The sequence below is a fragment of the Achromobacter aegrifaciens genome (assembly GCF_902859735.1).
Taxonomy (GTDB): domain Bacteria; phylum Pseudomonadota; class Gammaproteobacteria; order Burkholderiales; family Burkholderiaceae_B; genus Achromobacter; species Achromobacter aegrifaciens.
Window position 1 is genome coordinate 458,642 of the sequence record NZ_CADIJY010000004.1, and the last position, 12,759, is coordinate 471,400.

A 12,759-nucleotide genomic window follows, 5' to 3' on the forward strand; every position below is an offset into this window, starting at 1 on the left:
GGGGTGCGCCCCCGCCCACGCAAAGGAACACCATGAGCGCTACCCCCACTTCCGACACCTCCCCCATCCTGTGCCAGCGCGACGGCGACATCGCGACCGTGGTGCTGAACCGCCCGGAAAAGCTCAACGCCTTCACCATAGACAGCTGGCGGCTGCTGGGCGACGCCTTCCTGGAGCTGGACGCCGACGACAGCGTGCGCTGCGTGCTGCTGCGCGGCGCGGGCGAAAAGGCCTTCTCCCCGGGCAATGACATCAGCGAATTCGAGACCGCGCGCAGCAACAAGCGCCAGGCCATCGAGTACGGCGCCGTGATGCGCCGGACCATAGAAGCCATCGGCAACTGCCGCCATCCGGTGGTGGCGCAGATACACGGCATCTGCGTGGGCGGCGGGCTGGAGATCGCCAGCCTGGCCGACATCCGCATCTGCGGCCAGAGTTCGCGCTTCGGCGTGCCCATCAAGAACCTGGGGCTGGTGATGTCGTACTCGGAACTGGCGCCGCTGGTGCGCCTGGTGGGCCCGACCGCCGCGCTGCAGGTGCTGCTGGAAGGCACCATCTTCGACGCGCAGGAAGCGCTGCGCCTGGGCGTGGTCACGCGCGTGGCGCCCGACGATCAGGTCGCCTCCGAAGCCCAGGCCGCCGCCCGCCGCATCGCCGACGGCGCGCCGCTGGTCGCGCGCTGGCACAAGAAGTTCATCCGCAATCTGGTGCAGGGCAAAGCCCTGACCGACGCCGACCGCGACGAAGCCTTCGACTGCTTCGACACCGAGGATTTCCGCACGGGCTACCAGGCCTTCCTGGCCAAGGCCAAGCCGCAATTCAACGCCCGCTGAACCCCATGCAAGGAGGACTCATGCATAACGATACCCAGCGCCCCGCCGGCGCCCTTTCCGGCATGCGCGTGATCGAGCTGTCGCAGATCATGGCCGGCCCGACCTGCGGCATGATGCTGGCCGACATGGGCGCCGACGTCATCAAGGTCGAGAAGATCGACGGCGGCGACGATTCGCGCCAGTACCGGGACCCGCAGATCAACGGCATCTCGGCGCCTTATCTCATGCTCAACCGCAACAAGCGCGCCATCGCGCTGGACTTGAAGCATCCGGAGGGCAAGAAGGTCCTGCTGCGCATGATCCGCGACGCCGACGTGGTGACCGAGAACTTCCGCAAGGGCACGATGGAAAAGCTGGGCCTGGGCTACGACCGGCTGCGCCAGGAAAACCCGGGCCTGATCTATTGCGCGGTGTCGGGCTATGGCACCACCGGCCCCTATGCCGACAAGGGCGGCTTCGACCTGGTGGCGCAGGGCTTCTCCGGCCTGATGGCGATCACCGGGGAACCTGGCGGGCCGCCGCTGCGCACCGGCAATTCCGTCGCGGACATCAACGCCGGCTTGCTGGCGGCTTTCGGCGTGCTGGCGGCCTACCAGCACAAGCAGCGCACGGGCGAAGGCCAGATCGTGGAAACGTCATTGCTGGAAGCCAGCCTGCAGCAGCTGTACTGGCACGCCGCCATCTACTTCGGCAGCGGCGTGTCCCCCGGCCCCACGGGTTCGGCGCACGTGCTGAGCGCGCCCTACCAGGCCTTCCCCACCGCGACCGACTGGATCATCATCGGCGGCGCCAACGAGAAGAACTGGCAGCGCATCACCCAGGCGCTGGGCAAGCCGGAATGGGCCGAGGATGCCCGCTACGCCCGCAATCGCGACCGCATGCAGAACCGCGATCAACTGGTAGAGGATATGTCCGCCATCCTCAAGACGCGCAGCGCGGAGGAGTGGCTGGACGTATTCGACACGGCCGGCGTGCCTGCGGGCCCTGTGCACTCCATCGCCCAGGCGCTATCGCATCCGCAGACGCTGGCGCGCGGCATGGTGGTGGAACAGGAGCACCCGGTCGCGGGCACGGTGCGCACGGTAGGCATGCCGGTGAAGCTGTCGGCCACGCCCGCGCAATACCACCGCGCGGCGCCGCGGCTGGGCGAGGACAGCATCGCGATTCTGGGAGAGTTCGGCTACGGCGCCAAGGAAATCGAAGCGCTGATCGATGCGGGCGTGGTCGCGGCCGTGGACCGTGAACGCGCGCCGGCTTAGGACGTTTTTGGCTGAATTGCTGACGTTCGGTTTTGTACGGCTGGGGTTCTTGAGTCGCCGGCGTCCGGACTGCGGGATTCCGATGCTCGCCCCGGTGGGGCTGCGCTTCGGATCCCTCCGTCCGGTCACCGGCTCACGGCATCTGCCCATGAACGGGTCCGAAACCAACGCATTAGGCGACTGCCAGCCGAGGGGGCCCGGAGCCATGCGAAGCGCAGCCCCATTGGGGCGAGCATCGGAATGGCGCAGGGCAGGCTCGGCGGCTAAAGAACCCTGACATCCGCAAGCTCGAAGCCCTGCCATTTCGGTTTTATGAGGCTGAGTTCTTGAGCCGCCGGCGTCCGGACTGCGGGATTCCGATGCTCGCCCCGGTGGGGCTGCGCTTCGGATCCCTCCGTCCGGTCACCGGCTCACGGCATCTGCTTACGAACGGGTCCGAAACCAACGCATTAGGCGACTGCCAGCCGAGGCGGCCCGGAGCCATCCGAAGCGCAGCCCCATTGGGGCGAGCATCGGAATGGCGCAGGGCAGCCTCGGCGGCTAAAGAACCCTGACATCCGCAAGCTCGAAGCCCTGCCATTTCGGTTTTATGAGGCTGAGTTCTTGAGTCGCCGGCGTCCGGACTGCGGGATTCCGATGCTCGCCCCGGTGGGGCTGCGCTTCGGATCCCTCCGTCCGGCCACCGGCTCACGATGTCTGCCCATGAACGGGGTCCAAAGCCAGCGCATTAAGCGACTGCCAGCCGAGGACCCCGGAGTCATCCGAAGCGCAGCCCCGCCGGGGCGAGCATCGGAATGACGCAGGGCAGCCTCGGCGGCTAAAGAACCCTGGCGTCGGCAAGCTCGAAGCCCTGCCGCGCCCGCCCCCAAGATCCCGGCCGCGCCCTACTCGGACTCGCCCAGATAGGCCGCCCGCACCTTGGGATCGTGCAGCATGTCGCCGGCCGGACCAGACAGGATGATCTCGCCCGATTCCATCACGTAGCCGCGATGGCTGTTTTCCAGCGCCAGGCGCGCATTCTGCTCGATCAGCAGGATGGTGACGCCTTCGCTGGCGATGGTACGCACCACCTCGAAGACCTTCTCCACCATCAACGGCGCCAAGCCCATCGAAGGCTCGTCCAGCAACAGCAGCTTGGGGCGCGCGATCATCGCGCGGCCCATCGCCACCATCTGCTGCTCGCCTCCGGACAGCGTGCCGGCCGCCTGCTTGCGGCGCTCCGCCAAGCGCGGGAACAGCGTGAAGACGCGGTCGGTGTCCTGGCGGATCTGGGCCGCATCGCGACGGATATAGGCCCCCATCGCCAGGTTTTCCTCGATCGTGAGCTGGCCGAAGATGCCGCGCCCTTCCGGCACCATCACCAGACCGCGGCGCACCAGCTCATGCGACTTCTGGCCGCCGACGGACTGGCCGCCGTAGACCACTTCACCGCCCGCCAGCGGCACCAGTCCGCAGATGGCGCGCAGCGTCGTGCTCTTGCCGGCGCCATTGGCGCCGATCAGGCAAACCAGTTCGCCCTGGTCCACGCGCAGGTCGATGCCGCGCACCGCGCGGATGCCGCCATAAGAGACCTGCAGGCCCCGCAATTCCAGTAGGGGTTGGGATGCTGCCGTCATGCCGGGCGCTCCTGATGAATCTGCGGATCCTGCGCGGCGCCTGCGCCCAGATACGCTTCAATGACCTTGGGATCGCGCTGCACCTGGGCGGGTTTGCCCATGGCCAGCACCTTGCCGTATTCGAGCACCAGCACGCGGTCGCACAAGCCCATGACGAGCTTCATGTCGTGCTCGATCAGCAGCACGGTGATGCCGTCGGCGCGGATCTTCTCGACCAATTTGCGCAGCACCACGGTTTCCGATGCGTTCATGCCGGCCGCCGGTTCGTCCAGCGCCAGCAGCTTGGGATCGGTGGCCAGCGCCCGCGCGATCTCCAGGCGCCGCTGGTCGCCGTAGGGCAAGGAACGCGCCACGTCGTTGGCGCGATGGCCGATGCCTACGTAGTCCAGCAGTTCCTGCGCCCGCGCTTCGGTGGCGGCCTCTTCGGCCCGCGTGCCGCGCGTGCGCAACACGGCGCCCAATACGCCCGACTTGGTGCGCATGTGGCGGCCGATCATCACGTTCTCGATCGCGCTCAGGTTGGCGAACAGGCGGATGTTCTGGAAGGTGCGCGCCAGGCCCGCATAGGCGACTTCATGCGGCTTCTTGCCGGACATGGACTCGCCGTTGAACGTGCAGCTGCCCTCTTCCGGGATGTACAGGCCGGTGAGCACATTGAACAGCGTGGTCTTGCCCGCGCCGTTCGGGCCGATCAGGCCGTAGATCTCGCCTTGCTCGATGTCGAAGCTGACGTCCGACAGCGCCTGCAGGCCGCCGAAGCGCTTGCCCAGTCCCTGGGCTTGCAGCAGTTTGCTCATGCTCCGCCTCCCTGGGTCTTGGTTGCAAGTTCACGCTTGCGCACCGCCGACGGCCACAGGCCGGCCGGACGGAACAGCATCACGCAGACCATGGCCAGGCCGAACAGCAGCATGCGTATGCCCTCAGGATCCAGCACCACGGCGCCGAACAGCATGTGCTGCACCGGTTCGACCACCGCGCGCAAGAACTCGGGCAGCGCGGCCAGGATCAACGCACCCAGGATCACGCCCGGGATGTGGCCCATGCCGCCCAGCACCACCATGCACAGGATCGAAATGGATTCCATCAGCGAGAAGCTCTCGGGACTGACGAAGCCCTGCATCGAGGCGAACAAGGCGCCCGCCACGCCGCCGAACGACGCGCCCATCGCGAACGCCAGCAGCTTGATGTTGCGGGTATTGATGCCCATGGCCTTGGCCGCGATCTCGTCTTCGCGGATCGCTTCCCAGGCGCGGCCGATGCGCGAATTCTGCAGGCGCACGCAGACCACGATGATGATCAGCGTCACCGCGAGCAGCAGGTAGTAATACTTCTCGGGTCCCGTCACGCGCAGGCCCAGCAGGCTTTCCGTGCGGCCGAAGGCGAACTCGCCGACCTTGAAGGTGTCGATGCGGTTGATGCCCTGCGGTCCGTTGGTGATGTTGACCGGCGCGTTCAGGTTGTTCAGGAAGATGCGGATGATCTCGCCGAAGCCCAGCGTCACGATGGCCAGATAGTCCCCTCGAAGCTTGAGCGTGGGCGCGCCCAGCAGCACGCCGAACAGGCAGGCCACCGCCAGCGCGATCGGCAGGATCGCCCAGAACGGCAGGTGCAGGCCGAAATGCGGCGATGCCAGCAACGCCCAGGTGTAGGCGCCCACCGCGTAGAACGCGATGTAGCCCAGGTCCAGCAGGCCCGCAAAGCCCACCACGATGTTCAGGCCCAGCGACAGCATCACGTACAACAGCGCGAAGTTCAGGATGCGGACCCAGCTCTGCCCGGCCATGCCGATCACGAACGGCAGCACCGCCAGCACCACGCCGATCAGCGCGATGCCGATCAGGTTGCGGGTGGAGAACCCGCTGCTTTTCAGGGTTGCGTTCATGCCCGGTCTCCCACACGCTCGCCCAGCAGGCCGGACGGACGGAAGATCAGCACCAGCACCAGCACGAAGAACGCGAACACGTCCTGATAGTGGCTGCCGAGGAAGCCCCCGGTCAGGTCGCCGATGTACCCGGCGCCCAGCGATTCGATGATGCCCAGCAACAGGCCGCCCGCCATGGCGCCGACCAGGTTGCCGATGCCGCCCAGCACCGCGGCCGTGAAGGCCTTCAGGCCCAGCATGAAGCCCATGGTGTATTGCGACACGCCGTAGTAGGTGGCGACCATCATGCCGGCCACCGCGGCCAGCGCCGAGCCGATCAGGAACGCCGCCGAAATGACCGTGTTGATGTTCACGCCCATCAGCCCCGCGACTTCGCGGTTCTGCGCGGTGGCGCGCATCGCCGTGCCCAGGCGGGTCTTGTGCACCACGGCCAGCAGTCCGCCCATGATCAGCGCCGCGATCACCACGATGGCAATCTGCAGCGAGCTCATGCGCGCGCCAGCAATCTCGAATACCTGCGGCGACAGCACCTGCGGGAAGTTCAGGTAGTTGCGGCCCCAGCCCATCATCGCCACGTTCTGCAGGATGATGGACACGCCGATGGCTGTGATCAGGGCAGCCAGGCGCGGCGCGCGCCGCAACGGCCGGTAGGCCACGCGCTCGGCGGTCCAGCCCACGGCCATGCACAGCGGCACGGACACCAGCAGGCCGACGCCCAGCACCACGAAGGCGGACGTGGAAGGATCGCCGCCCACCAGCGAGATGGCGATGGTGGTCGCCGCCATCGCGCCGATCATGACGACGTCGCCATGGGCGAAGTTGATCAGCCCGATGATGCCGTACACCATGGTGTAGCCCAGGGCGACCAGGGCGTACACGCTGCCTAGCGTGACGCCGTTAATCAGTTGTTGAATGAAGATATCCATAGGGGCCGCTGAATAAGCCTGGAAAAATCGCGCGGACCTTGCGGTGACGGCCCTCGGGCCTGCCACGGCGCCGCGCGTGGCGCGCGCCTGACGGCGCGCACGCTGCAATACGGGCGGGACGCGGCGCTCAGCCGCCTCCCCGCCCCGGTCCAGCCGCCTTAGTTGGCTTGGCTGACCATCGTCTCAACCATCTCCCACTTGCCGTTCTTGACTTCGTAGATGGTGACCGAGATTTCCTTCAGGTCGCCTTTGGCGTCGTAGGAAATGTGCTCGCTGGTGGCGCCCTTGCGGTTCAGCTTGGCCAGGGCCGGCAGGTACTTCTCGGGCTTGGCCGAGCCGGCCTGCTCGATGGCGGCGATCATGTTCCAGGCGCCGTCATAGGCGTAGGGAGCATAGACGCCGGGGGCCTTCTTGAAGCGGGCCTGGTAGCGCTGCTCGAAGTCCTTGCCCGCGGCCATCTTGTCCAGCGGCACGCCGGCCAGCGAGGCGTAGGTGCCGTCGGCGGCGTCGCCGGCCAGCTTGATGAAGGTGTCGCTGCGCGTCATTTCGCCCGAAACCAGCGGCGCCTTCAGGCCCAGGGTAGCCAGTTGGCGCTTCATCGGACCGGATTGCGCGTCCAGGCCGCCGTAGAAGATGGCGTCGGGCGCCGAACCCTTGATGTTGGTCAGGATGGCGGTGAAGTCGTTGGCCTTGTCGGTGGTGTACTCGCGGCGCACGACCTGGCCGCCAGCGGCCTTGACCGCCTTCTCGACCTCGTCGGCCAGGCCCTGGCCGTAGGCGGTGCGGTCGTCGATGATGGCGACCTTCTTGGCCTTCAGGCTTTCCACCATGAACTTGCCGACCGCGGCGCCCTGCTGGGTGTCGCTGGTCATCATGCGGAAGGTGGTTTCGTAGCCTTGCTTGGTGTACTCCGGCGAGGTCGCCATGGCGATCTGGGGCAGACCGGCTTCATGGTAGACGCGCGAAGCAGGGATGGTCGTACCCGAGTTGAAGTGGCCCAGGATGCCGACCACGTCCTGGTCGACCAGCTGCTGGGCAACCTGCACGCCGACGCGCGGATCGGCCTGGTCATCGCGCGACACCAGCACGAACTTGGCGGTTTCGCCGTCGACCTTGATGCCCTTCTTGTTGGCTTCTTCCAGGGCCAGGTTCAGGCCGTTCTGCATGTCCTCGCCATAGTGCGATTGCGGACCGGTGAGCGGCGCGGCAAAACCGAACTTGACGTCGGCAGCCTGCGCGGAGGCGGCCATGCCGGCGGCGGCGATGCTGGCGGCGAGAAGCTTCAAAGTGGTGCGGAACTTCATGGGTATCCTCCGAGTGTCGGACTTAAGACCTTGTTATACCTGAGCTTTTAACCAGGCTTTTGGTTTTTCACTACTAGCAAGTCCGATATGGCGGAAGCTTGCGTGTGCATGTTCTGCAAAATCCGGAAGCCGGGTTGCGACTTCCGGATTTGAGGTGCGACCGAATTTTCGTGCCAGTGCAACCTCTGCCGATATTGGAGATAACCCTTGGATACCCAAGGGTTGTCCTATACCAGGCTCAACCTATGGTCATGAGGCTGGCGTTGCCGCCCGCCGCCGCCGTATTGACGCTGACGGAGCGCTCCGCCAACAGGCGCTCCGGCACGTAGCCGGCGCCCGCCGCGATCGCGTCGGGGGTCAGTCCATGGACCGACAGGATGGCGCCCGGACGCTGCGCGATGCGCTGGTTCAGCGCCTGCAGCGCGTCGCCATCACCCTCGAACAGCACGGCCTGGTAGTCCGCCTGGTCGACCTCGCCGTCGGCCAGGATGCCCGCCTGTTCCTGCTGGCCGGCGTCCAGCGAGGCCAGCAGCGCCTGCGCCGCGGGCGTGTCCGCGAACCAGGCGTGGTTGCCGGTCAGCTTGGCGACGGACCACTGCGCCCGCGCCCCGGCCTCGGTGGCGGCCACGCAATACACGGCGCCGCGCGGCTCGACCACATAGGTATTGGTCTCGCCGGTCGGCCCCGGCAGCGCAATGCGCTGCGGCAGCGCCGCCGCCGCGTCCAGCGCCGGCGGCAGGCCCGCCGGACGCGTGCCCAGCAGGCGATACATGTAGAGCGGACCGCCGGCCTTGGGGCCGGTACCGGACAAGCCTTCGCCGCCGAAGGGCTGCACGCCCACCACCGCGCCCACGATATTGCGGTTGACGTAGACGTTGCCCGCATGGACCTGGCCGGTCACGTGCGCGATGGTCTCGTCGATGCGGGTATGCACGCCGAAAGTCAGGCCGTAGCCGGTGCCGTTGATGGCATCCAGCAAGGCGTCCAGTTCGTCGCGCTGGTAGCGCACCACGTGCAGCACGGGCCCGAACACTTCGCGCGTCAGCTCGCTGACGTTGTCGATTTCGATGATGGTCGGCGGCACGAAGGTGCCGTGGCGGCATTCGCCGTTGAGTTCCACCTGGTCCACGCGATGGCCCGCCGTGCGCATCGTTTCGATGTGCCGCTGGATGCCGTTGCGCGCTTCCGTATCGATCACCGGGCCCACATCCACCGACAGGCGGTCGGGGTTGCCCACGCTCAGTTCGCGCATCGCGCCGCGCAGCATGGTCAGCACGTGGTCGGCATTGTCTTCCTGCACGCACAGCACGCGCAGCGCCGAACAGCGCTGGCCCGCCGAGTCGAAGGCGGAGGTCAGCACGTCGAACACGACCTGTTCCGACAGGGCCGAGGAATCCACCACCATGGCGTTCTGGCCGCCCGTCTCGGCGATCAGCGGAATGGTATGGCCGGCGTCATCCAGGCGATCCGCCAGCGTGCGCGCGATGATGCGCGCCACGTCGGTGGAGCCGGTGAACATCACGCCGCGCACGCCGGGGCTTGCGACCAGTTGCGCGCCCACGGTTTCGCCGCGGCCCGGCAGCAGCTGTACGGCGCCGGCAGGCACGCCGGCCGCGCGCAGGATGGCCACGGCTTGCGCGGCGATCAGCGGCGTCTGTTCGGCGGGCTTGGCCACCACCGTGTTGCCGGCGGCCAGCGCGGCCGCGACCTGGCCGGTGAAGATGGCCAGCGGGAAGTTCCAGGGGCTGATGCACAGCACCGTGCCCAACGGACGATGCGTGTCGTTGCTGAATTCCGTTTCGGCCTGGTCCGCGTAATAGCGCAGGAAGTCCACGGCCTCGCGCACCTCGGCGATGGCGTTGGGCAGAGACTTGCCGGCTTCGCGCACGATCAGGCCCAGCAGGGTCTGCATCTGCTCTTCCAGCAGTTGCGCGGCGCGGCGCAGGCACTGCGCGCGTTCGGCGACCGGCGTGGATTGCCAGATGGGAGCGGCATTGGCGGCGGCGCGCAGCGCGGCCTCGGCCTCGTCTGCCTGCGCTTCGACCACGTGGCCCACCACGTCGCGCAGATTGGCGGGGTTGCGGACTTCCATGGCGCGCGAGGCGTCCCAGGCGCCGTCGCCCTCGCCCAGCATGGGGCCGGCGCGCCACGGCATGGCGGCGCTGGCCAGCAGGGCCGCGGACAGCGAACCCAGCCGATGTTCGTTGCTCAGGTCCAGGCCCGCCGAGTTGGCGCGGGCGCCCTCCTGCGGGTCGCCATAAAGTTCACGCGGCAGCGGAATCTTCTCGTGCGGCGCGCCCAGCGGCGTGATGCGCGCAGCGGCTTCCACCGGGTCGGCCACCAGTTGCTCGACCGGAATGCTGTCGTCGCCGATCAGGTTCACGAACGAGGTGTTGGCGCCGTTTTCCAGCAGGCGGCGCACCAGGTAGGCCAGCAGCGTCTCATGCGTGCCGACCGGCGCGTAGATGCGGCACGGACGGTTGAGCTTGCCCTGCGACAGCGCGCCCACGACTTCGTCGTACAGCGGCTCGCCCATGCCGTGCAGGCATTGGAATTCGTACTGGCCCGGGTAGTAGTTCTGGCCCGCCAGCTGGTAGATCGCGGACAGGGTGTAGGCATTGTGCGTGGCAAACTGCGGGAACACCGCTTCCGGCGCGCCCAGCAGCTTGCGGGCGCAGGCCAGGTAGGCCACGTCCGTGTAGACCTTGCGGGTATAGACCGGATAGCCTTCCAGGCCGTCGACCTGGGCGCGCTTGATCTCGCTGTCCCAGTACGCGCCCTTGACCAGGCGCACCATCACGCGATGGCGGCTGCGGCGGGCCAGGTCGATCACGTAGTCGATCACGAAGGGAGCCCGCTTCTGGTACGCCTGGATGACGAAGCCTATGCCGTTCCAGCCGTCCAGCTCGGGCTCGAAACAGAGCGCTTCCAGCAAATCCAGCGAAATTTCCAGCCGGTCGGCTTCCTCGGCGTCGATGTTCAGGCCGATGTCGTAGCTGCGCGCCAGCACGGTCAGCGCCTTCACGCGCGGCAGCAGCTCGGCCATGACGCGTTCGCGCTGGGCGCGCGAATAACGCGGATGCAGCGCCGACAGCTTGATCGAGATGCCCGGGCCCTCATAGATGCCGCGGCCGGCCGCGGCCTTGCCGATGGCGTGGATGGCCTGCTCGTACGAGGCGTAATAGCGGTCGGCGTCCTCGGCCGTGGTCGCGGCCTCGCCCAGCATGTCGTAGGAATAGCGGAAGCCCCGTGCTTCCATCTTGCGGTTGTTGGCCAGGGCTTCGGAAATGGTCTGGCCCGACACGAACTGTTCGCCCATCATGCGCATGGCCATGTTCACGCCCTTGCGCACCAAAGGTTCGCCGCCCTTGCCGATCAGGCGGGTCAGCGCCTTGGACAGCGACTGCTCGCTGCTCACGGCCACCAGCTTGCCGGTGATCATCAGCCCCCAGGTGGCGGCGTTGACGAACAGGGATTGCGAGCCGCCCATGTGCGACTTCCAGTCGCCGCGGGCCACCTTGTCGCGGATCAGCGCGTCGCGCGTGGCGCGGTCGGGAATGCGCAGCAGCGCTTCGGCCAGGCACATCAGCGCCACGCCTTCCTGGCTGGACAGCGAGAACTCCTGGATCAGCCCTTCCACCCCGCCGCCGCTGCGCTTGCCGCGCAGCTTCCGGACCAGGTCGGCGGCCATGGCGTGGATCTTTTCCAGATTGGGCATGCGGGCCTGGCCCAACAGCAGCGGCACGCACTCGGGCTCGGGGCGGCGGTAGGCGGCGGTAATGGCCGCGCGCAGCACCGACTGCGGCTGCACGTCCTGACCGAATTCGTAGAACGGCGGCGTCGGCGCGGAATGGCCTTCGCCCGCCTCGTCCTCGCCGCCCGCGTCCATGCCCAGGTGCGACATCTCGGCGGGCAGGTGGCCGCGCTCGATCTTGTCCAGGTAGGAAAGGATCGCTTGCTTGTGCAGCCAGTGCGGCGTGCAGTTGAGCTTTTGCGCGGCGGCCTTCAGCCGGTCGCGGAGCGCGTCGTCGACTTTAACGCCTAGGGTCGTGCTGGCCATAAGAGATTGCTTCCTGTCGCATGGCAAAGGTAGTACCGGGCCCCGACGGGACCCGGCATGGGTAGGACCGTATGCTAGACAGGTTGCAACTTGGTTTGCACTATGGTTAACCCTAGGTTAACCATTTGAGATCAGGCGGAATTTTGGCCCAGGGCTATCAATCCTTGAGCGCCGCGCAGCCCAGCATCTGCACCGAGGCCGATCCCGCCGGGGTCTGCCCCCGTATGGCCGAGGCCATGGCGCCGGCCAGACTGACCACTGCGCGCTGCTGGGCAGCGATCATGGCGGGCACGCCCTCTTCCGCCACCGGTTCCGTCACCACGCTGCGGCACAGCAGGCCGGAACCCTTCATGTTGACCGGCCGCACGCGCCAGGTCGCATCCAGCTGGGCCATGCGACCCGGCTCCAGCTCGAAACGCTGTACGTCGGTCTGCACCCGCCAGACCGCAGCGCCGGGGCCTGGCTTGACCAGTTGCACATCCAGCGCGCCCAGTTCCCGCTTCAGCGCGTCCGACAGCGCGCCCCGCAACTCGTCGCCCAGCGGTGAGCTCCAACGCTCGGAATACAACGCGGACAGACTGCCTTCGCCGGTGCGCACCATCAGCTGGGGCTGATCCGCCTGCGTCGAGATATTGACCGGTTGCACCTCGATCAGGAAGCTGGCCGGCGCCACCGCACCGCCCGGAGCCTGGGCCGCCGGCGACTGCAAGGTGTGATAGTGCACGGGCGAGGACGCCCCGCAGCCGGCCAGCGCCGCCGACAAGGCCAGCAAGGACAGGACCGGGCGCAGACGGGGCGTCAGCCTGCCCGCGCATCGGGGCTGCTCGGAACTCGGGGCCGCCTGGCGGGCGTGGGGGGACGGGCGTCTATTCATCATGG

General features: G+C 67.3%; 9 protein-coding genes. 2 read left to right on the top strand and 7 right to left on the bottom strand.

What is annotated here, in order from left to right:
- Window positions 1–32 precede the first annotated feature (32 nt).
- Window positions 33–833: an enoyl-CoA hydratase/isomerase family protein gene (locus HV766_RS15190; RefSeq protein WP_125470024.1), complete on the top strand. Its 801-nt coding sequence runs from the start codon at window positions 33–35 to the stop codon at window positions 831–833.
- 20 nt (window positions 834–853) lie between these two features.
- On the top strand, window positions 854–2,092 hold the full coding sequence (locus tag HV766_RS15195) for a CaiB/BaiF CoA transferase family protein (RefSeq protein WP_119449316.1): 1,239 nt from the start codon (window positions 854–856) through the stop codon (window positions 2,090–2,092).
- A gap of 884 nt (window positions 2,093–2,976) precedes the next feature.
- On the opposite strand, the gene HV766_RS15200 is transcribed toward HV766_RS15195, so the two are convergent.
- The 7 genes from HV766_RS15200 to HV766_RS15230 form a co-directional block, all read right to left on the bottom strand.
- The gene (locus tag HV766_RS15200) at window positions 2,977–3,708 is read right to left on the bottom strand and encodes an ABC transporter ATP-binding protein (RefSeq protein ID WP_054452351.1); all 732 of its coding nucleotides are present in this window, start codon (window positions 3,706–3,708) and stop codon (window positions 2,977–2,979) included.
- A complete protein-coding gene (locus tag HV766_RS15205; protein WP_054452353.1) occupies window positions 3,705–4,505 on the bottom strand; it encodes an ABC transporter ATP-binding protein in 801 nt (266 codons plus the stop codon). Before HV766_RS15205 ends, HV766_RS15200 begins: the two co-directional genes overlap by 4 nt.
- Window positions 4,502–5,590 carry an ABC transporter permease subunit gene (locus tag HV766_RS15210; RefSeq protein ID WP_054452355.1) on the bottom strand — a complete coding sequence of 363 codons (1,089 nt, stop codon included), beginning with the start codon at window positions 5,588–5,590 and terminating at the stop codon, window positions 4,502–4,504. The genes HV766_RS15205 and HV766_RS15210 overlap by 4 nt, the downstream gene beginning before the upstream one ends.
- A complete protein-coding gene (locus HV766_RS15215) occupies window positions 5,587–6,516 on the bottom strand; it encodes a branched-chain amino acid ABC transporter permease (protein ID WP_013394754.1) in 930 nt (309 codons plus the stop codon). Before HV766_RS15215 ends, HV766_RS15210 begins: the two co-directional genes overlap by 4 nt.
- Window positions 6,517–6,674: 158 nt before the next feature.
- Window positions 6,675–7,820, bottom strand: coding sequence for a branched-chain amino acid ABC transporter substrate-binding protein (locus HV766_RS15220; protein ID WP_013394755.1), 1,146 nt, complete (start codon window positions 7,818–7,820; stop codon window positions 6,675–6,677).
- A gap of 238 nt (window positions 7,821–8,058) precedes the next feature.
- On the bottom strand, window positions 8,059–11,880 hold the full coding sequence (gene putA / locus HV766_RS15225) for a trifunctional transcriptional regulator/proline dehydrogenase/L-glutamate gamma-semialdehyde dehydrogenase (protein WP_175181436.1): 3,822 nt from the start codon (window positions 11,878–11,880) through the stop codon (window positions 8,059–8,061).
- Between the two features lie 157 nt (window positions 11,881–12,037).
- A complete protein-coding gene (locus HV766_RS15230; RefSeq protein ID WP_225591480.1) occupies window positions 12,038–12,754 on the bottom strand; it encodes a PqiC family protein in 717 nt (238 codons plus the stop codon).
- Between the last annotated feature and the right edge of the window lie 5 nt (window positions 12,755–12,759).

Excerpts from the sequence above, each read along its gene's own strand:
- HV766_RS15205 (WP_054452353.1), bottom strand. The coding sequence starts at position 4,505 with ATGAGCAAACTGCTGCAAGCCCAGGGACTGGGCAAGCGCTTCGGCGGC.
- HV766_RS15230 (WP_225591480.1), bottom strand. The coding sequence starts at position 12,754 with ATGAATAGACGCCCGTCCCCCCACGCCCGCCAGGCGGCCCCGAGTTCC.
- HV766_RS15215 (WP_013394754.1), bottom strand. The coding sequence starts at position 6,516 with ATGGATATCTTCATTCAACAACTGATTAACGGCGTCACGCTAGGCAGC.
- HV766_RS15210 (WP_054452355.1), bottom strand. The coding sequence starts at position 5,590 with ATGAACGCAACCCTGAAAAGCAGCGGGTTCTCCACCCGCAACCTGATC.
- HV766_RS15195 (WP_119449316.1), top strand. The coding sequence starts at position 854 with ATGCATAACGATACCCAGCGCCCCGCCGGCGCCCTTTCCGGCATGCGC.
- putA (WP_175181436.1), bottom strand. The coding sequence starts at position 11,880 with ATGGCCAGCACGACCCTAGGCGTTAAAGTCGACGACGCGCTCCGCGAC.
- HV766_RS15190 (WP_125470024.1), top strand. The coding sequence starts at position 33 with ATGAGCGCTACCCCCACTTCCGACACCTCCCCCATCCTGTGCCAGCGC.
- HV766_RS15220 (WP_013394755.1), bottom strand. The coding sequence starts at position 7,820 with ATGAAGTTCCGCACCACTTTGAAGCTTCTCGCCGCCAGCATCGCCGCC.
- HV766_RS15200 (WP_054452351.1), bottom strand. The coding sequence starts at position 3,708 with ATGACGGCAGCATCCCAACCCCTACTGGAATTGCGGGGCCTGCAGGTC.